The sequence below is a fragment of the Microbacterium sp. KR10-403 genome (assembly GCF_040196215.1).
Taxonomy (GTDB): domain Bacteria; phylum Actinomycetota; class Actinomycetes; order Actinomycetales; family Microbacteriaceae; genus Microbacterium.
Genome location: NZ_JBEGDC010000002.1, coordinates 532012 through 553109, shown reverse-complemented (window position 1 = coordinate 553109; position 21098 = coordinate 532012). Strand labels below are relative to the sequence as shown.

Here is a 21098-nt window from a genome sequence, read left to right as displayed (position 1 = left end):
GCCTGCCGACCTCGGAGTGACCCGGGACGCCACGCCGTTCCGGGCGCGCTTCGTCGCGCCGCTGCTGTGGGGCACGTCGCTCAACCCGATCAACTCGTCGATCATCGCGACATCACTGGTCGCGATCGGCACGGGGTTCGGTGTCAGCGCCGGCCAGACCGCGACGCTCGTGGCGGCGGTGTACGTCGCCAGTGCCGTGGCGCAGCCGGCGATGGGACGGCTGGCCGCCCAGTTCGGCGCACGCCGCGTGTTCCTGATGGGACTCGGCATCGTCACCGCGGCGGGCCTCGTCGGCGTGTTCGCACCGAGCTTCTCCTGGCTGATCGCCTCGCGCGCTCTGGTCGGCATCGGCACGGCGGCCGGCTACCCGTCGGCGATGGCGATGATCCGCGCGCGTGCCGAGAGCGCGGGCACCGGCATCCCGGGCGGCGTCCTCGGGGGCATCTCGATCGCCGGACAGGTCACCGCGGCGCTCGGACTGCCGCTCGGCGGCGTGCTCGTCGGTGTCTGGGGATGGCCGGCGGTCTTCGCCGTCAACATCCCGCTCGGGCTTGCCGGCATCGCGATGACGCTGCTGTGGATCCCGGCGGACGGTCCGCGCACGCGCAGCTCCGCCCGTGAACTGGCGCGTGCGCTCGACCCCGTGGGAATGGCGCTGTTCGCGGGCGCCGTGGTCGCGCTGATTGTCCTGCTCTCCGACGTGCGCCATCCGAACTGGTGGTTCGCCGCGGTCTTCGTGCTGGCGCTCGCGGGCCTGATCGCGTGGGAGCTGCGGGCGCGGCATCCCTTCATCGATGTCCGGATGCTGGCGCGCAACGGTCCGCTCGTACGCACCTACCTGCGCCAGGCGCTCACGCTGATGGCCGCCTACACCGTGCTCTACGGCTATGTGCAGTGGCTCGAAGAGGGACGGGGACTCGGCCCGAGCGTGAGCGGACTCGTGATGCTGCCGATGAGCGCCGTCGCGGCCGTGGGCGCCGCGGTGATCGCGCCCCGCGCGCTCGTGCGCGGGCCGCTGCTGCTCAGCGCGATCGCCATCGTCGTGGGCGCGGCGGCCGTGACCCTGGTCGACGCGCACACGAACGTCGTTCTGCTGGTGGCGCTGAGCCTCGTGTTCGGTGTCGTGATGGGCATGAACTCGACCGCCAACCAGGCCGCTCTGTACGGTCAGACGTCCGCCGACGACATCGGTGTGGCCTCCGGTCTGCTGCGCACCTCGAGCTACCTCGGCGCCATCTTCGCATCGGCGCTGATCGCGCTCGCCTTCCCCGGGCGCGCGACCGACGCCGGCCTCCACTTCGCGGCGTTCGTCATGATCGGTCTGGGTGTCGCCGTGCTGCTGCTGGTCGTGTTCGACCGGCGCCTGCCTCGACGGGCGCACTGACCCCCTGTCGCGTGTCCGAGGTGATCGTTAGCGTGGGGGAATGGCCTCGCCGCGGATCACCCTGACCGTGCCCGGGCCTCACGGCGATCGTGAGGTCGCGCTGTCGAGCCCCGATCGCGTCGTGTGGCCAGAGCTCGGCATCACCAAGCGCGAGCTCGCCGAGTACTTCATCACGGTCGCGGGCCCGTTCCTGCGTGCGAACGGCGATCGTCCGGTGTCGCTGCAGCGCTTTCCGGACGGCATCGACGGCGAGTCGTTCTTCTCGAAGAACCCGCCCAAGGGGGCGCCCGCGTTCGTCGAGGCCGTGACCGTCGCGTACAACAGCGGGCGACGGCATCCACAGCTCGTCCTCACCGAGATCGCGGCCGTGGTCTGGGCCGCGCAGATGAACACTGTGGTGTTCCATCCCTGGACGTCGCTCGCCGGCGACACCGATCGCCCCGTCGAGCTGCGCATCGACCTCGATCCGCAGCCGGGGACGGACTTCCGGGATGCCGCGGCCGTCGCCCCGGCGGTGCGCGATGTGCTGGCCGAAGCGGGGCTGGATGCGTGGATCAAGACGAGCGGCAATCGTGGACTCCACGTGTTCTGCCCGATCGAGCCGGCGCACGAGTTCCTCGATGTGCGGCACGCGGTGATCGCGGCCGGGCGCGAGGTGGCGCGCCGCATGCCCGAGCAGGTCACGATGGACTGGTGGAAGGAGGAGCGCGGCCGGCGCATCTTCGTCGACTTCAACCAGGCCAATCGCGACCGGACGATGGCCGGTGCCTACAGTCCGCGGGCGCTGCCGACCGCGACCGTGTCGACGCCGCTGACCTGGGATGAGCTGGCGTCCGCCGATCCCACTGCCTTCACGGTGCGCACGATCCCGCAGCGGCTCGCCGAGACCGGCGACCCGTGGGAAGGGCTCGCCGCGAAACCGGGCCGCATCGACACCCTGCTCGAGTGGTGGCAGCGCGACCTCGACGACGGGCTGGGCGAGCTGCCGTTCCCGCCCGAGTTCCCGAAGATGCCCGGCGAGCCCCCGCGGGTGCAGCCGAGCCGTGCGAAGAAGAGCGACGATGGGTGAGAAGCGCATCGATCGGGTGATCCTCGACCTGCTGCGGGCGCAGTGGTTGGTGCGGGCGCCGATCGGGCTGTACCGGGCCGGGCTCGGCTGGATCTTCGGCACGCGGCTGGTCATGATCGAGCACCTCGGGCGGGTGTCACACGAGCCGCGCTACGTCGTGGTGGAGGTCGTCGACCGCGGCCGCAATCGCCTGGTCGTGGCATCCGGATTCGGCACGAAGGCGCAGTGGTACCGCAACCTGAAGGCGAACGGGGTCGCCTACCTCAGCACCGGCCGCGCCCGCCGCGTGCGCGCGCACGTCCGGCTGCTCTCGCCGGACGACTCCGCCGCCGCACTCGTGCTCTATGCGGCGCAGCACCCTGCCGCGTGGAAGCGGTTGAAAGGGGCGATGGATGCCGCGGCCGGCGGCGACGCGAAGATACCGCTCGTGGAGTTCACACCGCCGCGCGAGGGGGACTGACCCGTGGACCTGCCCGTCATGCCGCCGGTCGCGCCGATGCTCGCCAAGGCCGTCGCGCGGATCCCCGACGTCGGGCACGTGGAGCCGAAGTGGGACGGGTTCCGCACCATCGTGTTCCGCGACGGCGACGAGGTGGTGCTGGGCAGCCGCAACGAGCGACCGCTGACCCGCTACTTTCCCGAGCTCGTCGAGGCGATCCGGGCGAACACGCCGGAACGGTGCGTGATCGACGGCGAGATCGTCGTGGTGACAGGCGACCGGCTCGACTTCGAGGCGCTGCAGCAGCGCATCCATCCCGCCGACAGCAGGGTCAGGATGCTGGCGGCACAGACGCCCGCGGCACTCGTCGCGTTCGATCTGCTGGCGCTGGGAGGCGATGACCTGACCGGACTTCCGTTTGCGGAGCGGCGCGCGCGGCTCGTGGAAGCGCTCGCCGGTGCGGCAGACCCGGTGTTCGTGACGCCGGCGACGGCGGACCTCGCCCTCGCGGGAGAGTGGTTCGAAGCGTTCGAGGGCGCCGGGCTCGACGGCGTCGTCGCCAAGCCGCTCGACGGCGTGTATCAGCCGAACCGGCGGGCGATGTTCAAGATCAAGCACGAGCGCACGGCCGACTGCGTGGTCGCGGGTTTCCGTCGGCACAAGACCGGCGACGTGGTCGGATCGCTGCTGCTCGGGCTGTATCGCGACGACGGACATCTGCAGCACGTCGGCGTGACCTCCTCGTTCTCGATGGCACGCCGGCGCGAACTGCTCGACGAGCTGGCGCCGTATCGCGACGTCGACCTGGCCGACCATCCGTGGGGCGGGGAGGTCGGCTCGGGCGATCGCGTTCCCGGCGCCGTCAGCCGCTGGAACGCCGGAAAAGACCTCTCGTTCGTGCCGCTTCGGCCCGAGCTGGTCGTCGAGGTCGCGTACGACCACATGGAGGGCGACCGGTTCCGGCACATCCCGAGCTTCCGGCGCTGGCGGCCCGATCGTGACCCGCGCTCCTGCACGTTCGATCAGCTCGAGCAGACCCTCGACTACCCGTTCTCGGAGGTCGTGCGCGCCGGGTGAGAACCGCGCGGCCATTCGCCTCGTGCTGCGTCGGTGGCCGGCGTCTTCGGAAGGTCGCGCCTTCTTCGGAGCCGTGTGGCGCTTTGCGTCCGAACTTGGTGCGATCGTCCGAACTCTGTGAGCGGTCGCCGTGCCGGGAGAGCGGATGCCGCGGCCTGCGGCCCCGGGCTGTGGATAACTCGGGCGGCCAGAGACTGGAAATCGCTACGGTGGGCTTGTGTCTTCTCGCCTCGGGCTCGCCGCCGCCCTCGTGTGCGCCACCGCGCTGATCGCCGGATGCGCGCCTTCCGCGGAGCCCACACCGACCAAGACCGCCGCGTTCGCCAGCGAAGACGAGGCCTTCGCCGCGGCCGAGAAGACCTACCGCGCCTACGTCGACGCGCTCAACAACGTCGACCTCAGCGACCCCGCCACCTTCGAGGACGTTTACAAGTGGGAGACCGGTGACGCCCTCGCTGATGAGAAGAAATCGTTGACAGGCATGCATGCCGATGGCCTGCTTGTCAGCGGTGAGACCCACGTCGTCGCGTACACAGCGGTGCGGTACCGGCCCGACGTCGTCGCGCCTGTCATGGGGCATGCCTGCGTCGACATATCGAACGTCTCCGTCACCAACACGGCCGGGGAGTCGCAAGTCAGCCCCGATCGGCCCGACCGATACGCAGTCGAGATCGGGTTCGTCGTGGCGCCCTTCGCTGCACACAGACTCAAGATCGAGTCAATCTCGAACGTCGACGACTCGTCATGCGCATCCAGTTAGCTGTCGCTGTTCTGCTCTTCAGCCTGTTGGGTCTGCCGATGGCTTCCGCTCATGCTGAGAGCGCCACCTGTGCGCAGTCACACCAATGGATTGGATGCCCCAGTGATGATGAGGTGACTGTCTCGGCGTCGCGCACGAGCCCGGGCCGGACGGAGTCAGCACCCGGATCAGGCAGCAACGGCGCGAACGGCATGTACGGCACGAACGGCGGCGGGTCTGCTCCCGTGCGGGCAGCGCCCGCTCCGGATCCTCCCGAGGTCCTGGACGCGACGGCGGTGGACTGCGAGTCCCCGGCCATCCCCTGCACCACCACACCCACACCCGACACCGACACGGGTGAGCCGGGCACGGCCCGCAGCATCCCGACCGTCACGATCACCGACCTGGCCTCGTTCCGCCCCGACACCCCGGGCCTGGCCAGCGAACCGGACCGGGTCGGGATCGCCGGGCTTCCCACCAACCTGGTCGCCACCACCCGCACACAGACCCTGCACGGGGTCCTGCTCGGGTTCACCGTGAGAGTCCGGTTCACCCCCGACCACTACACGTTCACCCACGGCGACGGCACCACCAGCACCACCGGAACCCCCGGCACCACCTGGCAGGCCAGCGGGGACGTGCAGTTCACCCCCACCGCCACCAGCCACGCCTACACCGACCGCGGCCGGTACACCGCAACCGTGACCGTCGCGTACGCCCCGGCCGTGGACTTCGGCGACGGGACCTGGCGGCCCGTGACCGGGTACATCACCGCGACCAGCCCCGCCCAGAGCATCCGCATCTACGAAGCCCACACCGCCCTGGTCGCCCACACCTGCACCGAAGACCCCCACGGACAAGGCTGCTGACACCCACGCACCCACCGGCCCTTCGTCTCGCTCCGCTCGCCCAGGGACCCGACACCCGCAGCGACCACCTGCCCGACGAACGTCAGCCCAGTTCGGACGGGTGGGTCAACCGCCACCAGGCGTCGGGCTCTTCGATGGTTCCGTCGATCGCGAGCTTCGCGGTCTCGGTGCTCGGGCCGGCCTTCCAGGTGAGCTCGCCGACGACCTCGCCGTCCGCGTAGTGCTTCGGTGCGGTGCTCTTCATCGACACGGAGATCGGCGTATCCGACCACGTGACCATCGACGCGCCCTCGCTCACGACCAACTGTGCCGACGAGCCCCACGCGGTCGTGTAGGTGCCGACCCGCTGATCCTTCTTCGCCAGCGCCACGGGGTGGAAGCCGTCGCGGATGCCGTCCAGCGTCGCCGTCACATCGTCGTCGACGGATTCGCGAGTCGCCCCGCCGAGCACGGCCCCGACGACGTGCACGGTTCCGGCGGCCGGCACCTTGACATCCGCCGTGTACAGCAGACTGAACTTGCCGTACCCGAGGTTCCCCGTCTTCAACCCGGTCACCCCATCGACGTCGAGCAGGTCGTTGGTGTTGCCGATCGAGCCCGCACCGGGAACGTCGAGACGGATGGTGCCCGCGATCTCGGCGACCACGGGGTTCGCCGCCGCGAGCTTGCCGAGCTTGATCAAGTCGGCGGGGGTGCTGCGGTTCTCATGGCTGAGCCCGGTGGGTTCGACGATCGTCGTGTGCTTCAGCCCATGGTCGGCGAGCCACGCGCGCGTGGCGGAGACGAACGACCACTGCGACCCGTACGCCCACGTGGCCAGCGCCTCCGCGTAGTTGCACGCAGACGGCAGCAGCATCGTCGCGAGCGCGTCGTACTCCGACATCGAGCTGCCGGCGGGCATCGGTGCGATCGTCGCTCCCATCACGTAATACTTGTCGTACAGTGCACGGTCGGCCTTGCTCCACGTGATCGTGGGCCCGTGGTCGTCGACCTTCGGCAGCGGTTTCGCCTCGAGCACGACGAGCGCCGTCACGACTTTCGTGACGCTGGCGATGGTGAGCGGCGTGGTCGTGCCGCTCGTCAGATCGATCTTCGTCTTCGCTGCGGAGAAGTAGTCGTCGGCTCCGGAGAGGCTGATGGCGGATGCCCCGTCCGACGGCAGCGGCACGGTCGCGGCGGCCGGCACCGGAACGGCCGGCTCGTGCACTGTCGCGACCGGCGACGGCAGGGGTGCGTTGAGCGCCCACCCGGCGTAGCCGCCCACGGCGCCGAGGACGACGACCACCACCAGGAGCGCGATGAGTCCGCCGCGGCGCCGACGCCGCCGACGGCCCGGATCGTCGCGGTCTGGCGCAGCGGTGTCGGCGGTCGCGAGAAGCGTCGCGAAGTCGGTGAGGTCGCCGGCTTCGGTCCCAAACTCCGTCATCGGCGTCACCGTTCCCCTTCGCGTCGCCTATGAGATGTATATCAGGCACCTGCGTCAGGGGGATGCCGTACCCGGCGGGAAACGCGTCAGGACGCGCCGGGCAGCTCGGCGCGCAGGCGGCGCGCCACCTCGGCCGTCGGCATCCGCCGCGGGAACACTGCGACCACCACATCGTCGGCGGCGGGCGCCTCGGCATCGCCGAGCACGCCGAACCGGCGCAGGGCCTCATCGAGCGCGGCGGCCAGTACCGACGCCGGCACCCGCTTGGTGCCGCAGATGAGCCGGCGCAGCACGTGATTGTGGATCGCGGTGACCACGGCGGCGAAACTCACGGCGTCGACCGGGTCGAGGCCGGGCAGCGCATCCCGCAGGTATTCGTCGAACAACCGCTCGTACCGGAAGACCGTCACGATCTCGCGCTCGCGCAGCGCGGGCACCTGCCGCACCACGGCGTATCGTCGACGGGCCAGGTCGGGGTCGGCGGCGAAGTGCCGGTACACCTTGAGGCAGGCATCCCGCACCGCCTGCCACGGATCGTCGTGCGGGGCCGCGAAATAGTCGCGCAGCATCTGCAGCAGCACCTCGTGGTCGGCGAAGACGACGTCGTCCTTGCCGCCGAACTGCCGGAAGAACGTCGAGCGCGAGACACCCGCGGCCTGCGCGATCTGCTCCACCGACGTCGCCTCGAAGCCCTGTCGGTCGAAGAGATCCAGCGCCGCGGTCATCACGGCGGTGCGCGAAGAGGTGGCCATGTTCCGAGAGTAGTGGGCGATGGATGCCGCATCCCGCTCTCTGGGAGCCGAATCGGGCCTCTCAGCCTCGGGTAGTAGGCTGGACGACGGTCGATTTATCTCGACGTCGAGACGTTTTTCGCCTCATCACCCCACATTCGTCCCAACGAAGGATTGCACGTGGATCTCTACGAGTACCAGGCACGAGACCTGTTCGAACAGTACGGAGTGCCGGTGCTTCCCGGCATCGTGGCCGACACCCCCGACGAGGTGAAGGCGGCCGCGGAGAAGCTCGGCGGCGTCGTCGTCGTCAAGGCGCAGGTCAAGACCGGCGGTCGCGGCAAGGCCGGCGGCGTCAAGGTCGCCAAGACCCCCGACGAGGCGTACGAGGCGGCCCAGGCCATCCTCGGCCTCGACATCAAGGGTCACGTCGTCAAGCGCGTCATGGTCGCCGGCGGCGCCCGCATCGCCAAGGAGTTCTACTTCTCGGTGCTGCTCGACCGCGCCAACCGCTCGTACCTGAGCCTGTGCTCGGTCGAGGGCGGCATGGAGATCGAACAGCTCGCCGTCGAGAAGCCCGAGGCCCTCGCGCGGGTCGAGGTCGACCCGCTGACCGGTATCGACGCCGCCAAGGCGCTCGAGATCGCCAAGGCCGCGAAGTTCGACGACGAGCTGGCACCCAAGGTGGCCGAGGTCTTCGTCAAGCTCTTCGAGGTCTACAAGGGCGAAGATGCGACGCTCGTCGAGGTCAACCCGCTGGTGCAGACCGAAGAGGGCGACATCATCGCGCTCGACGGCAAGGTGTCGCTCGACGACAACGCGGCCTTCCGTCACCCGAACCACGAGGCGCTCGAAGACAAGTCGGCCGCCGACCCGCTCGAGGCCAAGGCCAAGCAGCACGACCTGAACTACGTCAAGCTCGACGGCCAGGTCGGCATCATCGGCAACGGCGCGGGCCTGGTCATGTCGACACTCGACGTGGTCGCCTACGCCGGTGAGAAGCACGGCGGCGTGAAGCCCGCGAACTTCCTCGACATCGGCGGCGGCGCCTCCGCCACCGTCATGGCCGCCGGCCTCGACGTCATCCTCGGCGACGAGCAGGTCAAGTCGGTGTTCGTGAACGTGTTCGGCGGCATCACCTCGTGTGTCGCGGTCGCCGAAGGCATCGTGAAGGCGCTCGAGATCCTCGGCGACACCGCCACCAAGCCGCTGGTCGTGCGCCTCGACGGCAACCAGGTCGAAGAGGGCCGCGAGATCCTCGCCGCCGCCAACCACCCGCTCGTGACCCTGGCCGCAGGCATGGACGAGGGCGCCGACAAGGCCGCCGAGCTGGCGAACGCCTGAGCCTGCAGACGAGATAAGGACAAGAGAATGTCGATCTACCTCAACAAGGATTCCAAGGTCATCGTCCAGGGCATCACCGGCGGCGAGGGCACCAAGCACACCGCGCTCATGCTCAAGGCCGGCACCAACGTCGTCGGCGGCGTGAACGCGCGCAAGGCCGGCACCACGGTCTCGCACGTCGACAAGGACGGCAACCCGGTCGAGCTGCCCGTCTTCGGCTCGGTCGCCGAGGCCATCGAGAAGACCGGCGCCGACGTGTCGATCGCGTTCGTGCCCCCGGCGTTCACGAAGGACGCCATGGTCGAGGCCATCGACACCGAGATTCCGCTGCTCGTGGTCATCACCGAGGGCGTGCCGGTCGGCGACACCGCCGAGGCGTGGGCGTACGCACAGAGCAAGGGCAACAAGACCCGCATCATCGGGCCGAACTGCCCGGGCGTCATCACCCCCGGCGAGTCGCTCGTGGGCATCACCCCGGCCAACATCACCGGCAAGGGCCCCATCGGCCTCGTGTCGAAGTCGGGCACGCTGACCTACCAGATGATGTTCGAGCTGCGCGACCTGGGCTTCTCGACCGCGATCGGCATCGGCGGCGACCCGGTCATCGGCACCACGCACATCGACGCGCTCGCTGCTTTCGAGGCCGACCCCGAGACGAAGGCGATCGTCATGATCGGCGAGATCGGCGGCGACGCCGAAGAGCGCGCGGCCGACTTCATCAAGGCCAACGTCACCAAGCCGGTCGTCGGCTACGTGGCCGGCTTCACCGCGCCCGAGGGCAAGACCATGGGCCACGCCGGCGCCATCGTCTCGGGCTCGGCGGGCACCGCGCAGGCCAAGAAGGAGGCCCTCGAGGCCGCCGGCGTCAAGGTCGGGAAGACGCCGAGCGAGACCGCCGAGCTCATGCGCGAGATCATCACCGCGCTCTGACGCGCGTCTTCAGGAGGGGTGGATGCCGCGGCCCGCGGCATCCACCCCTCCGTCGTCTGTGCGCAGTAGCGTGGGGCTATGCCTTTGAACGGAGACTATCTGCCGAGCACGGCCGAGTGGGCGCGCGAGCAGGCCGAGAGATTCGAGGCCTCGGACGGCGCGGAGGGCGGCGAGCTACACGGGATGAAGATCATCGTGCTGACCACCGTCGGTGCCAAGACCGGGGCCCTGCGCAAGACCGCGCTCATGCGCGTAGAGCACGACGGCCGCTACGCCGTCGTCGCCTCGAAGGGCGGCGCGCCCGACGAGCCGAAGTGGGCCGGCAACATGCGCAAGAACCCGCAGGTCGAGCTGCAGGACGGCTCTGACAAGCGCGACTACCTCGCGCACGAGACCGCGGGCGCTGAGCGCGACTCGTGGTGGGAGCGCGCGGTCGCGGCCTTCCCACCCTATGCGGAATACCAGACCAAGACCGACCGGCTCATCGCCGTGTTCGTGCTCGAACCGTTCGCGGAGTGACCGCTCAGCCCTGGTAGCCGATCAGCCAGGTGAGGCCGTACCGGTCGGTGACCCCACGCGGTGTGCGAGCATGACGGCATGCATGATGACGCCGAACCGCGCGGGCGCTCGACACGGGCGCGTTCGGTCGTCTCGGCGATCGCGCTCGTGCTGGCGGTCATCCTGGTCCCGGTCGCGGTGCTGGGCACGTGGGTGCGCGTGCAGCTCGTCGACACCGACAGCTTCGTGGCGACGTTCGCGCCACTGGCCGACGATCCGGCCGTGCAGGCGTTCGTCGAGGAGCGGACGATCGCCGCGATCGACGAGAAGCTGGATGCCGCGGGCACGGTCGACGCGCTGTTCGACGGCCTCGAACAGCTGGACCTCGCCCCCGCCGCCCGCCGCGCACTCCGTCTGCTGCGCGCGCCCGCCGTGCAGGGCGTCGAGAGTCTCATCTCCTCGACGGTGCACGGGGTCGTGACCTCCGACGGCTTCGCCGACGTCTGGGAGCAGGTGCTGCGTCAGGCGCACTCCCGTGCCGTGGCGATCATCCAGGGGCAGCCGGGCACCGTGCTGCAACTGAGCGATGACGGCACACTGTCCATCGACATCGGCGTGGTGGTGGCCGAGGTGAAGCAGACTCTTCAGGCACAGGGTGTGGGCATCGCCGATCTCATCCCGCAGGTCACCAGGACCGTCCCGATCACGACGTCCGACTCGCTGACACTCGTGCGCACGGTCTACGGGGCCGCGGTCGCGGCGGGGGACTGGCTGCCGTGGCTCGTGCTGGGACTGATCGCGGCCGGCATCGCGGTCGCGCACCGCCGGGTGCGCGCGCTCGCCCGCACGGCGTTCGCCGCCGCGGTCGTGCTGGCGCTGCTGGCGGTCGCGGTCGCGGTGGGCCGGCCGCTGTTCGTCGCGTCGGTGAGCCCTTCCCCGATGCCGGCCGAGACGGCCGATGCGGTCTACGGGCAGCTCACCGAGGCCGTCTCGTCGACGACGGCGGCACTGCTGCTCCTCGCGGCGGTCACGGCCGTCGCCGCCTGGCTCGCCGGCTCGTCACGGTCGGCGACGGGCGTGCGCTCGATGGCCGACGACGTCTTCGCCGCGGTGCGCCGCTTCGCCGACGCGCACGGGGCGGGGACGGGGCGGTTCGGGCATGTGCTCGACCGCTGGCGGGGGCTCGTCGTGGCGCTGGCCGCGGTGCTGTGCGCGCTGGCGGTGTTCCTGCAACGACCGGTGGCCGCGGCATCCGTCGTCACGGCACTGGTGTGCTTCGTCGTCGTGGTGCTGCTCGTCGAGCTGCTGAGACGGACGGATGACGGGGATGCCGCGGCCACCGAGACCGTGGACGGGGATGCGGCGGATCAGCCGCCGATCAGCGTCTCGATCGGTCCGCGCGCGAAGTAGATCGCGAAGCCGGCGGCCACGATCCACAGCAGCGGGCTGATCTGGCGCGCCTTGCCCGACAGCGAGCGGATGACGACCCAGGCGATGAAGCCCGCGCCGATGCCGTTGGCGATCGAGTAGGTGAACGGCATGATCGCCACGGTGATGAACACGGGGATCAGCACCGACATGTCGCTGAAGTCGACGCGGCGGATCTGCGACATCATCAGCGCACCGACGATGACCAGCGCGGCCGCGGCGACCTCGCTGGGAACGATCGACGTCAGCGGGGTGATGAACATCGCCAGCAGGAACAGCACGCCGGTCACGAGGTTCGCGACGCCGGTGCGGGCGCCCTCGCCGATGCCCGATGCCGATTCGACGAACACGGTGTTCGACGAACCCGAGGTGCCACCACCGACCACCGCGCCGACGCCCTCGATGATCAGCGCGGACTTCAGCCGGGGGAAGTCGCCCTTCTTGTCGGCCAGGCCGGCCTCCTCGGCCAGGCCCGTCATGGTGCCCATCGCGTCGAAGAAGTTCGTGAAGACGAGCGTGAAGACCAGCATGACGCAGGCGATCACGCCGATGCGGCCCCAGCTGGTGACCAGGTCGACCTGGCCGACCAGACTCAGGTCGGGCAGGCTGAACCACTGCGTCGGCAGGGTCGGCACCGACATGCCCCAGCCGCCGGGGTTGTCGTCGCTGCGTGCGCCGATGTGCCAGATGGCCTCGATGATCATCGAGATGACGGTGCCCGACACGAGGGCGATCAGCAGCGCGGCCTTCACCTTGCGCGCCATGAGGATGCCGGCAAGCAGCAGCGTCAGGACGAACAGCAGCACGGGGATCGTGGCGACCGAACCGCCGACGCCGAGTCCGACCGGGGGAGAGGAGAGACCCGTCGCGGTCACGAACCCGGCGTCGACCAGGCCGATGAACGCGATGAACATGCCGATACCGACCGTGATCGCGATCTTCAGCTCCATCGGCACGGCGTTCATGATCATGCGCCGCAGGCCGGTGGCGCTCAGCAGCACGATGATCAGACCGTTGATGACCACCAGGCCCATGGCCTCTGGCCAGGTGAGCTGGCCGACCACGCTGACCGCGAGGAACGAGTTGATGCCCAGGCCCGCGGCGAACGCGAACGGCAGGCGCGAGATGAGGCCGAACAGGATCGTCATCACGCCCGCGGTGAGGGCGGTGACGGCGGCCAGCTGCTGACCGTCGAGGATCGTGCCGGCGACGTCCTTCGTGCCGCCGAGGATGATCGGGTTCAGGATCACGATGTAGGCCATCGTCACGAACGTGACGATGCCGCCGCGGACCTCGGTGCCGAGGGTGGACCCGCGTTTGGTGATCTCGAAGTACTTGTCGAAGCCGTTCTTGGGCGGACGGGTGTCGTCCACGATGGTTTCGGGCGCAGGGGTAGTGCTCATGTGATGGGGGACCTCCGAAAGAAACATACAGTCACGGGGCTGTTTTCACAGCATCCGTCCAGCTTGGGCGGGGGTATCGCGCGCGCGGGCAGGACGGTTCGGGTCCGATGGGCGCGCCCGGAGGGTGGATGCCCCGGCTCTGGGTAGTCTCGATTCCGCCCATGCACCGCCTGCTCATCGCCCTGCTCTCCGCGTTCGACGCGCTCATCGCCGCCGCCACCGGGCTGGCGGTGGTTCTGGCGACCCTCACACTCCTGTGGGTGCTCGGCATCGGCGCGCCCGACTGGTCGGCCCTGTGGCCCGCGACCGCGGCGGTGTGGCAGCTCGGCCACCTCGTGCCGTTCACCGTGCACCTGTCGGCCGAATACCTCGCGACCCTCGGTCTGCCCGACGCCGCGGCATCCTTCGCCGTCTCGCTCGCCCCGCTCGCGTTCGCGTGCTTCACGGCCTACCGCGGGGTGCGCTCGGGCATCCGCGCCGGCCGCAGCGGCTCGTGGGGAGTCGGACTCGGCGGGGGCGCGATCGCCTTCGCCGTCGTGAGCACGGTCGTCTGCCTGACCGCAGGCGGTCCCGTCGTGGTCGCCTCCGTGTGGCAGGCGATCCTGCTGCCCGTGCTGGTGTTCGCGATTCCCGCCGTGGTCGGCGCCGTCGGGGCGGTGTGGCACTCCGACCCCGGGGCCGTCGGCCGTGTGCGCGAGGCGATCGCCGACCTGCCGGGCCTGTGGCCGGATGTGCCCGCGCTCGCGCTGCGGGGAGCGGGCGCGGCCCTGGTGGCGCTGGTCGGCATCGGCGCGCTGGGCGTCGTGGCGGCGCTGCTGTTCGGCGGCGACCGCGTCGTCGCCCTCTATCAGTCGTCGAACGTCGACGTGATGGGCGTCGTCGTCGTCTCGCTCGCGCAGCTCGCCTACCTGCCGACGCTGATCGTGTGGGCGATGTCGTTCGTCGCGGGGCCGGGGTTCGCCGTCGGCGCGGGCACGGCATTCTCGCCCGCCGGCACGCAGTCGGGCGTCGTCCCGGGCATTCCGGTGCTCGGTGCGCTGCCGGAGACCTCGTCACCGTGGCTGCTGGTCATCGTGCTGCTGCCGATCGGCGCCGGCGTCGTCGCGGGATGGACGTTGCGGGGCCGGATGCTGGACGACGAGGCCCCCGCATCGGTGCGCGCCGGAACCGCCGGGGGAGTGGCGCTGCTCACCGCGGCGGGCGCGGGGGTGCTGGCGTGGGTGTCGTCGGGTGCGTTCGGGCCCGGGCGGCTCGCGCAGATCGGACCTCAGCCCGGCTGGGTCGCACTGGCCGTGGGCGTCGAGGTGCTCGTCGGCGCCGGCATCCTGCTGCTGACTCCGGCATGGGAACCGGAGCCCGACCTGCCCCGCGAGGCCGTGCGATCTCGCGAGAAAACGCGCGACCTCGCGGAAACGCGTGCGACCTCGGCGCCGGGCGCGCCGGGTGCGGGGGCGGATGCGAGTGCGGGCGCGCCGGGTGCAGGTACACCGGGTGCGGGCGCGCCGGGCGTGGGCGCGCCCGGCGCGGAGGTGGAGGGCGCGGAGGCCGCCGCCGCGGGCGAAGACGACATCGAGACCGCCCCCATCGACCCCGGTTTTCTGGGCGGGCCGGGCGAGATCAAGCCCTGATCGGGGCGATCTGATCGCATGGGTAGACTGAGCGGGTGCTGACGGTCGCCGTACTCATCTCGGGAACCGGTTCGAATCTGCGGGCCCTGCTCGACGCCGCCGACGATCCCGACTATCCCGCCCGCATCGTCGTGGTGGGCGCCGACCGCCAGGCCGACGGCCTCGAGCATGCCGAGGCCTACGGCATCCCGACCTTCACCGTGCCCTATTCGGGCTACGCGACGCGCGAGGAGTGGGGGGCCGAGCTCGATGCCCAGCTGCGCGTGTGGAACCCCGACCTGGTCGTGCTGTCGGGCCTGATGCGGCTGCTCCCGGCGGCGGTGGTGGATGCCTGGGCTCCGCGTCTGATCAACACGCACCCCGCGTACCTCCCCGAGTTCCCCGGTGCGCACGGCGTGCGCGATGCGCTGGCGGCGGGTGCCTCGCAGACCGGCGCCAGCGTCATCGTCGTCGACAACGGCGTCGACTCGGGGCCGATCCTCGCGCAGGAGCGCGTGCCGGTGCTTCCGGGCGACGACGAGCACACCCTGCACGAGCGCATCAAGCCGGTCGAGCGGCGCCTGCTCATCGATGTGGTGCGCCGCGTCGCGACCCGCGAGCTCGACCTGGCCGCGGCATCCACCCCCGCCTCCCACACCCCCTGACCGTTTCCGAGAAGGAGCTTCTATGGCCGGCCCCCGCCACGACCCGTCCCTGTACCGCGAACGCGATGTCGTGCCCGTCCGCCGGGCGCTCGTGTCGGTCAGCGACAAGACCGATCTCCTCCCGCTCGCCGAGGCGCTGGTCGCCGCGGGCGTCGAGATCGTGTCGACGGGGTCGACGGCGGCCGCGATCCGCGACGCGGGTTTCTCGGTCACCGACGTGTCGGCCGTCACCGGGGTGTCGGAGATGCTCGACGGGCGCGTGAAGACGCTGCACCCGAAGATCCACGCGGGGCTGCTGGCCGACCTGCGCCTGCAGACCCATGAGGACCAGCTCGCCGAGCTCGGCATCGCGCCGTTCGAGCTCGTGGTCGTGAACCTGTACCCGTTCGTCGAGACGGTGCGCTCGGGGGCGGCGCCCGACGACATCGTCGAGCAGATCGACATCGGGGGACCGGCGATGGTCCGCGCTGCGGCGAAGAACTTCGCGAACGTCGCGGTCGTCGTCTCGCCCGAGTCGTACCCCGCCGTCATCGAGGCGCTCGGAGGCGGCGGCACCACGCTGGGTGAGCGCAGGGAGCTGGCGGCCCGCGCGTTCACGCACACGGCGACCTACGATCGGGCGGTGGCGACCTGGTTCTCGGAGGAGACCCTCGCCGAGGGCGTCGATCTTCCGCAGCACCTCACGATCAAGGCCGAGCGGCTGGCGCCGCTGCGCTATGGCGAGAACGCGCATCAGCGCGCCGCGATCTACACGCGCGTCGGCGGGCACGGCATCGCGCAGGCCGATCTGGTGCAGGGCAAGCCGATGTCATACAACAACTACGTCGACGCCGACGCCGCCCTGCGGGCCGCGTTCGACATGGTGCTGCCGGCGGTCGCGATCATCAAGCACGCCAACCCGTGTGGCATCGCCGTGGCGGCGCCGAACGCGCTCGACCCGATTGCGAGCGCGCATCTGCGCGCGCACGAGTGCGACCCGCTGTCGGCGTTCGGCGGCGTGATCGCGGCGAACCGCACGGTCACGCTGAAGATGGCCGAGAACCTGCGCGACATCTTCACCGAGGTCATCGTGGCGCCCGACTTCGCGCCCGAGGCGCTCGAGCTGTTCACGCTCAAGAAGAACATGCGCGTGCTGCGCCTGCCCACCGACTGGAAGCAGGAGCCCATGGACGTCCGCCTGGTCTCGGGCGGTCTGCTGCTGCAGGACGCCGACCGCTTCCCCGATGACGACTTCGCGTCGGTCGCGGCCGGCTGGGACCTCGTCTCGGGCGAGCGGCCCAGCGATGAGGAGATGCAGAATCTCATCTTCGCGTGGAAGTCGTGCCGCGCCGTGAAGTCGAACGCGATCGTGCTCGCGAAGGACTCGGCGACCGTCGGCATCGGGATGGGCCAGGTCAACCGCGTCGACTCGTGCAAGCTGGCCGTCGAGCGGGCCGGCGACCGCGCGGCCGGCTCGGTCGCGGCATCCGACGCGTACTTCCCGTTCTCGGACGGCCCCGAGGCACTCATCAACGCCGGGGTCAGCGCCATCGTGCAGCCGGGGGGATCGGTGCGCGACCAGGAGACGATCGACCTCGCGCGCGAGCGCGGCATCACCATGTTCTTCACGGGCGAGCGGCACTTCTTCCACTGAGCCTCAGGCGGTCTCACGGCCGGCGGCCTCGAGCCAGCGCAGCCACACCTCGCTGATCGTCGGGTACGCGGGCACCGCATGCCACAGCCGCGACAGCGGCACCTCGCCCACGACGGCGATCGTCGCCGCGTGCAGCAGTTCGGCGACATCGGGCCCGACGAACGTCGCACCGAGCAGCACCTTGCGCTCGGTGTCGATGATCGCGCGTGCCTGCCCACGGTAGTCGTCGGCGTGCGTGGCGGCGCCGGCGACCCACGACAGGTCGTAGTCGAGAACCCGGATGCCGCGGCCCGCGGCGCGGGCGTCCGCCTCGGTCATGCCGACCGCCGCGACCTCCGGATCGGTGAACACCACCTGCGGTACCGCATCGTGGTCGGCGGTGGCCACGTGACGGCCCCAGGGTGCGGCATCCACCGCCTGCCCGTTCGCACGCGCGGCGATGACGTCACCGGCTGCCCGTGCCTGGTACTTGCCCTGGTGCGTGAGGAGCGCGCGGTGGTTCACGTCGCCGACGGCGTACAGCCAGTCGACGCCGGGCACGCGCATCGTGTCGTCGACGTCGATCCAGGCGCCGGGGGTCAGGCCCGCGCCATCCAGCCCGAGATCCTCGGTGCGCGGTGCCCGCCCCGTCGCCACGAGCACCTCGGTCGCGTGCACGGTGCTGCCGTCGTCGAGCGCGAGCGTCACGGTGCGGTCGGACTCGCGGTGTGCGCTCGTGGTGGTGCCGGTACGGATGTCGACGCCGCTGCGCGTGAGCTCCTCGCGCACGGCGTCGGCGGCGAACGGCTCGACGCGGCCGAGCAGGCCTGAGCGCACGATCATCGTGACGCGGCTGCCCAGCGCCGCATACGCCGTCGCCATCTCGCAGGCGACCACGCCGCCCCCGATGACCGCGAGCGTCTCGGGGACCTCGTGCGCCGAGGTCGCTTCGCGGCTCGTCCACGGCTCCGCATCGCGCAGGCCGGGGATGTCGGGGATCACGGCGCGTGTGCCGGTGCACACGGCCACGGCGTGCCGGGCGTGGAGCACGCGCGCGGGACCGTCGGCCGGCGTGACCGTGACCTCGCGCTCGCCGGTGATGCGGCCGTGGCCGCGCACCAGGTCGATGCCGGCGTCGCGCAGCCATTCGACCTGCCCCTCGTCCGACCAGTCGTGTGTCAGGGCGTCGCGGCGGCGGAAGGCCCCGGCGGCATCGAGCGGTCCGGTCACCGCCTGGCGTGCGCCGTCGACGTCGCGGGCGGCGCGCACCGCGGCCGCCGGGCGCAACAGGCCCTTCGACGGCATGCACGCCCAGTACGAGCACTCGCCGCCGACGAGCTCGCTCTCCACGATGACGGCCGACAGGCCGCCCTGCACGGCCCGGTCGGCGACGTTCTCGCCGACGGGTCCCGCACCGATCACGATGAGGTCGTAAGTGTCCATGGCGTTCACGCTAGGCGCGCCTCCGGCGCGGCGGAACCCCCTGGCGCGGGCGTGCGGGGTGTCGCGCACCGGGCGCGACGCCGTCTCGTGCGGGGCTCCGGGCCAAGGCCGGCAAATTCACATGAGTCTGTCGGGCGAACACCAAACTGCCCGGCAGATTGATGTGCTCGGGACAAACTCATATGAATTTGGCGGTTGACGGCGCGGAACGAGAGTCCGGCCACGGCGATGTCCGATTTCCGCGAGCCACGGGTGCGCGAGCATGTCAGGCTGGACCCATGAGCCTCACCGCGATGACCTTCGACGAGCGCTACCGCGCCATCGACGCGCGGGACGCGCGCTTCGACGGGCAGTTCATCACCGCGGTCCGCTCCACCGGCATCTACTGTCGCCCGAGCTGCCCGGCGCGCACCCCGAAGCCGTCGAACGTCACGTTCTACCCGACGGCCGCGGCCGCGCACGAAGCCGGCTACCGCGCCTGCAAGCGGTGCCTGCCCGACGCGGCGCCCGGCTCGCCGGAGTGGAATCTGCGGACGGATGCCGCGGGCCGGGCCATGCGCCTCATCCAGGACGGCGTCGTCGAGCGCGAGGGCGTGCCCGGCCTCGCCCGGCGCCTCGGGTACTCGTCACGCCAGCTCGGCCGCATCCTCACCGCCGAGCTCGGCGCGGGCCCGCTCGCTCTCGCCCGTGCGCATCGCGCGCACACGGCCCGCATGCTGCTCGTGGGCACCGACCTGCCGGCCGCCGACGTCGCGTTCTCGGCCGGATTCGCCAGCATCCGCCAGTTCAACGACACGATCCGGGAGGTGTTCGGGATGCCGCCGCTCGCGCTCCGCGCGCGGCGGCACGCACTCCCCGGGGCCGGCGAGCCCGGCGAGATCCACCTCGTGCTCGCGCACCGCGCGCCCATCGACCTCGACGGGCTGTTCGCATGGATGGCAGCCCGCGCCGTCGCCGGGGTCGAAGAGGCCTCGGGCGACGCGTACGCCCGCACGCTCGCGCTGCCGCACGGCCCCGGCTGGATGCGCATCCGCACCGACGGCGCGCTGCTGCGCCTGGACGCCCGGATCGCCCACCTGGCCGATCTGCCGACGCTGATGGCCCGGGCGCGCCGGCTGTTCGACCTCGACGCCGACCCCGTCGGCATCGACGCGGCGCTGTCGCGTCATGCCGAGCTCGCGCCCGCCGTGGCGGCCACGCCCGGCATCCGGGTGCCCGGTGCGGTCGACGCCGGGGAGATGCTCATCCGCGCCATGATCGGCCAGCAGATCTCGGTCGCCGCCGCCCGCACGGCACTCACCCGGCTGGCCGAGGCGCTGGGGGAGCGGCAGCCGGACGGCTCGCTGCTGTTCCCGACGATGGCCGCGATCGCCGCGCACGGCGCGGAGGTGCTGCGCGGGCCGGGCGCGCGCATCCACGCCATCACCGGAGCGGCCGCAACCCTGGCCGACGGCACGCTCGCGCTCAGCGCCGGCGACGACCCCGTCGCCCAGCGTGCGGCGCTGCTGGCGATGCCCGGCATCGGCCCGTGGACCGCCGACTATGTGCGCATGCGCATCACCGGCGACCCCGACGTCTTCCTGCCCGGCGATGTCGCCGCCCGTGCCGGGGCGGCGCGCCTCGGACTGCCCGGCGACGCGAAGCCGCTCATCGCCTGGGCGGATCGTGCGGCACCCTGGCGCAGCTATCTGACCGCGCACTTCTGGCGTGCGGCATCCACCCCCGTCGTCGCCCCCATCGTCAACCAGGAGGAATCATGACCGCCCTCACGCAGACCCTCGACACCCCCGACGGAGAGTTCACGATCATCGCGGACGCCGACGGCGCCGTGCTCGCCTCCGGGTGGACCGACGACGTGCCGGCACTCGTCGAGCGCATCCACCCGAGCCTGCGCCCCTCCGCGGTCGAGGAGGGGGAGGTGGATGCCGCGGCCGCCGTCCGCGGCTACTACGCCGGTGACCTCGCGGCGATCGACGCGGTCCCGGTGCGGCAGCACGGCACGGCCCTGCAGGACGAGGGCTGGGCCGCGCTGCGCGAGATCGAGCCGGGGCGCCCGCTCAGCTACACCGAGTTCGCGGCCGCGCTGGCACGTCCGCAGGCGGTGCGGGCCGTGGCATCCGTCTGCGCGCGCAACGCCCCCGCGCTGTTCGTGCCGTGCCATCGCGTGCTGCGCGGCGACGGATCGCTGGGGGGCTTCGCGTGGGGCGTCGAGGTGAAGCGCCGGCTGCTCGCGCGGGAGTCCGCGGCCTGACCGGTACTCGACGGAAACCGGTGTTGTGCACAGGGAATCTTCAGGTATAGGCTGGAGGGCTGTCGCGTCCTTACGTGGCAGCCCTGTCCCGCGATCCGAGGAGGAAGTCATGTACCAGGCCGTCATCGACGTCAAGCCGGTCGTCTTCCGTCCGTTCGCGGTCGGGGCCCCGTTCGAGGGATA

At 71.0% G+C, this 21098-nt stretch carries 19 protein-coding genes; 15 read left to right on the top strand and 4 right to left on the bottom strand.

The features are described 5' to 3' along the window. Window positions 1-16 precede the first annotated feature (16 nt). The 6 genes from ABMQ42_RS06170 (at window position 17) to ABMQ42_RS06145 (ending at window position 5577) form a co-directional block, all read left to right on the top strand. Window positions 17-1384: an MFS transporter gene (locus tag ABMQ42_RS06170; RefSeq protein ID WP_349721980.1), complete on the top strand. Its 1368-nt coding sequence runs from the start codon at window positions 17-19 to the stop codon at window positions 1382-1384. 40 nt (window positions 1385-1424) lie between these two features. After that, the gene (gene ligD, locus ABMQ42_RS06165) at window positions 1425-2453 is read left to right on the top strand and encodes a non-homologous end-joining DNA ligase (RefSeq protein ID WP_349721979.1); all 1029 of its coding nucleotides are present in this window, start codon (window positions 1425-1427) and stop codon (window positions 2451-2453) included. After that, window positions 2446-2913, top strand: a complete 468-nt coding sequence (locus ABMQ42_RS06160) for a nitroreductase family deazaflavin-dependent oxidoreductase (RefSeq protein ID WP_349721978.1) — start codon at window positions 2446-2448, stop codon at window positions 2911-2913. The genes ligD and ABMQ42_RS06160 overlap by 8 nt, the downstream gene beginning before the upstream one ends. 3 nt (window positions 2914-2916) lie before the next feature. Continuing rightward, a complete protein-coding gene (locus ABMQ42_RS06155; RefSeq protein ID WP_349721977.1) occupies window positions 2917-3969 on the top strand; it encodes an ATP-dependent DNA ligase in 1053 nt (350 codons plus the stop codon). A 217-nt stretch (window positions 3970-4186) separates the two neighbouring features. Beyond that, window positions 4187-4729, top strand: coding sequence for a hypothetical protein (locus ABMQ42_RS06150; RefSeq protein ID WP_349721976.1), 543 nt, complete (start codon window positions 4187-4189; stop codon window positions 4727-4729). Window positions 4730-4842: 113 nt separating this feature from the next. After that, complete coding sequence (locus ABMQ42_RS06145) at window positions 4843-5577, top strand: hypothetical protein (RefSeq protein ID WP_349721975.1); 735 nt, start codon at window positions 4843-4845, stop codon at window positions 5575-5577. Between the two features lie 82 nt (window positions 5578-5659). Here the strand turns inward: ABMQ42_RS06145 and ABMQ42_RS06140 are convergent, their stop codons facing one another. Both ABMQ42_RS06140 and ABMQ42_RS06135 read right to left on the bottom strand, forming a co-directional pair. Then, a complete protein-coding gene (locus ABMQ42_RS06140) occupies window positions 5660-7003 on the bottom strand; it encodes a D-alanyl-D-alanine carboxypeptidase family protein (RefSeq protein ID WP_349721974.1) in 1344 nt (447 codons plus the stop codon). Between the two features lie 86 nt (window positions 7004-7089). Beyond that, complete coding sequence (locus ABMQ42_RS06135) at window positions 7090-7755, bottom strand: TetR/AcrR family transcriptional regulator (RefSeq protein ID WP_349721973.1); 666 nt, start codon at window positions 7753-7755, stop codon at window positions 7090-7092. Window positions 7756-7914: 159 nt separating this feature from the next. Between ABMQ42_RS06135 and sucC the strand changes: the two genes are divergently transcribed. From sucC to ABMQ42_RS06115, 4 genes are all read left to right on the top strand, one after another. Continuing rightward, window positions 7915-9078, top strand: a complete 1164-nt coding sequence (gene sucC / locus ABMQ42_RS06130) for an ADP-forming succinate--CoA ligase subunit beta (RefSeq protein ID WP_349721972.1) — start codon at window positions 7915-7917, stop codon at window positions 9076-9078. 27 nt (window positions 9079-9105) lie between these two features. Next, a complete protein-coding gene (gene sucD, locus ABMQ42_RS06125) occupies window positions 9106-10008 on the top strand; it encodes a succinate--CoA ligase subunit alpha (RefSeq protein ID WP_349721971.1) in 903 nt (300 codons plus the stop codon). 78 nt (window positions 10009-10086) lie between these two features. Then, window positions 10087-10527, top strand: coding sequence for a nitroreductase family deazaflavin-dependent oxidoreductase (locus ABMQ42_RS06120; RefSeq protein ID WP_349721970.1), 441 nt, complete (start codon window positions 10087-10089; stop codon window positions 10525-10527). A gap of 78 nt (window positions 10528-10605) precedes the next feature. Then, complete coding sequence (locus tag ABMQ42_RS06115) at window positions 10606-11916, top strand: hypothetical protein (RefSeq protein WP_349721969.1); 1311 nt, start codon at window positions 10606-10608, stop codon at window positions 11914-11916. On the opposite strand, the gene ABMQ42_RS06110 is transcribed toward ABMQ42_RS06115, so the two are convergent. Then, complete coding sequence (locus tag ABMQ42_RS06110; protein ID WP_349721968.1) at window positions 11874-13337, bottom strand: NCS2 family permease; 1464 nt, start codon at window positions 13335-13337, stop codon at window positions 11874-11876. The genes ABMQ42_RS06115 and ABMQ42_RS06110 overlap by 43 nt on opposite strands. A 161-nt stretch (window positions 13338-13498) precedes the next feature. Here ABMQ42_RS06110 and ABMQ42_RS06105 point away from each other — a divergent pair, with 161 nt between their 5' ends. From ABMQ42_RS06105 to purH, 3 genes are read left to right on the top strand one after another with little or no spacing between them, the layout of a single operon-like run. After that, a complete protein-coding gene (locus ABMQ42_RS06105; RefSeq protein ID WP_349721967.1) occupies window positions 13499-14965 on the top strand; it encodes a cell division protein PerM in 1467 nt (488 codons plus the stop codon). Between the two features lie 35 nt (window positions 14966-15000). Continuing rightward, on the top strand, window positions 15001-15609 hold the full coding sequence (purN, locus tag ABMQ42_RS06100) for a phosphoribosylglycinamide formyltransferase (RefSeq protein WP_349721966.1): 609 nt from the start codon (window positions 15001-15003) through the stop codon (window positions 15607-15609). Window positions 15610-15631: 22 nt separating this feature from the next. After that, window positions 15632-17242 carry a bifunctional phosphoribosylaminoimidazolecarboxamide formyltransferase/IMP cyclohydrolase gene (gene purH, locus ABMQ42_RS06095; RefSeq protein ID WP_349721965.1) on the top strand — a complete coding sequence of 537 codons (1611 nt, stop codon included), beginning with the start codon at window positions 15632-15634 and terminating at the stop codon, window positions 17240-17242. A 3-nt stretch (window positions 17243-17245) separates the two neighbouring features. Here the strand turns inward: purH and ABMQ42_RS06090 are convergent, their stop codons facing one another. Next, on the bottom strand, window positions 17246-18664 hold the full coding sequence (locus ABMQ42_RS06090; RefSeq protein ID WP_349721964.1) for a dihydrolipoyl dehydrogenase family protein: 1419 nt from the start codon (window positions 18662-18664) through the stop codon (window positions 17246-17248). 278 nt (window positions 18665-18942) lie between these two features. Between ABMQ42_RS06090 and ABMQ42_RS06085 the strand changes: the two genes are divergently transcribed. After that, window positions 18943-20424: an AlkA N-terminal domain-containing protein gene (locus ABMQ42_RS06085; RefSeq protein ID WP_349721963.1), complete on the top strand. Its 1482-nt coding sequence runs from the start codon at window positions 18943-18945 to the stop codon at window positions 20422-20424. Continuing rightward, the gene (locus ABMQ42_RS06080) at window positions 20421-20915 is read left to right on the top strand and encodes a methylated-DNA--[protein]-cysteine S-methyltransferase (protein ID WP_349721962.1); all 495 of its coding nucleotides are present in this window, start codon (window positions 20421-20423) and stop codon (window positions 20913-20915) included. The genes ABMQ42_RS06085 and ABMQ42_RS06080 overlap by 4 nt, the downstream gene beginning before the upstream one ends. The last annotated feature ends 183 nt before the right edge of the window (window positions 20916-21098 follow it).

Coding starts and splice junctions, on each gene's coding strand:
- ligD (WP_349721979.1), top strand. CDS start 1,425: ATGGCCTCGCCGCGGATCACCCTGACCGTGCCCGGGCCTCACGGCGAT.
- ABMQ42_RS06160 (WP_349721978.1), top strand. CDS start 2,446: ATGGGTGAGAAGCGCATCGATCGGGTGATCCTCGACCTGCTGCGGGCG.
- ABMQ42_RS06140 (WP_349721974.1), bottom strand. CDS start 7,003: ATGACGGAGTTTGGGACCGAAGCCGGCGACCTCACCGACTTCGCGACG.
- ABMQ42_RS06135 (WP_349721973.1), bottom strand. CDS start 7,755: ATGGCCACCTCTTCGCGCACCGCCGTGATGACCGCGGCGCTGGATCTC.
- sucD (WP_349721971.1), top strand. CDS start 9,106: ATGTCGATCTACCTCAACAAGGATTCCAAGGTCATCGTCCAGGGCATC.
- ABMQ42_RS06120 (WP_349721970.1), top strand. CDS start 10,087: ATGCCTTTGAACGGAGACTATCTGCCGAGCACGGCCGAGTGGGCGCGC.
- ABMQ42_RS06115 (WP_349721969.1), top strand. CDS start 10,606: ATGCATGATGACGCCGAACCGCGCGGGCGCTCGACACGGGCGCGTTCG.
- ABMQ42_RS06110 (WP_349721968.1), bottom strand. CDS start 13,337: ATGAGCACTACCCCTGCGCCCGAAACCATCGTGGACGACACCCGTCCG.
- ABMQ42_RS06105 (WP_349721967.1), top strand. CDS start 13,499: ATGCACCGCCTGCTCATCGCCCTGCTCTCCGCGTTCGACGCGCTCATC.
- purH (WP_349721965.1), top strand. CDS start 15,632: ATGGCCGGCCCCCGCCACGACCCGTCCCTGTACCGCGAACGCGATGTC.
- ABMQ42_RS06090 (WP_349721964.1), bottom strand. CDS start 18,664: ATGGACACTTACGACCTCATCGTGATCGGTGCGGGACCCGTCGGCGAG.
- ABMQ42_RS06085 (WP_349721963.1), top strand. CDS start 18,943: ATGAGCCTCACCGCGATGACCTTCGACGAGCGCTACCGCGCCATCGAC.
- ABMQ42_RS06080 (WP_349721962.1), top strand. CDS start 20,421: ATGACCGCCCTCACGCAGACCCTCGACACCCCCGACGGAGAGTTCACG.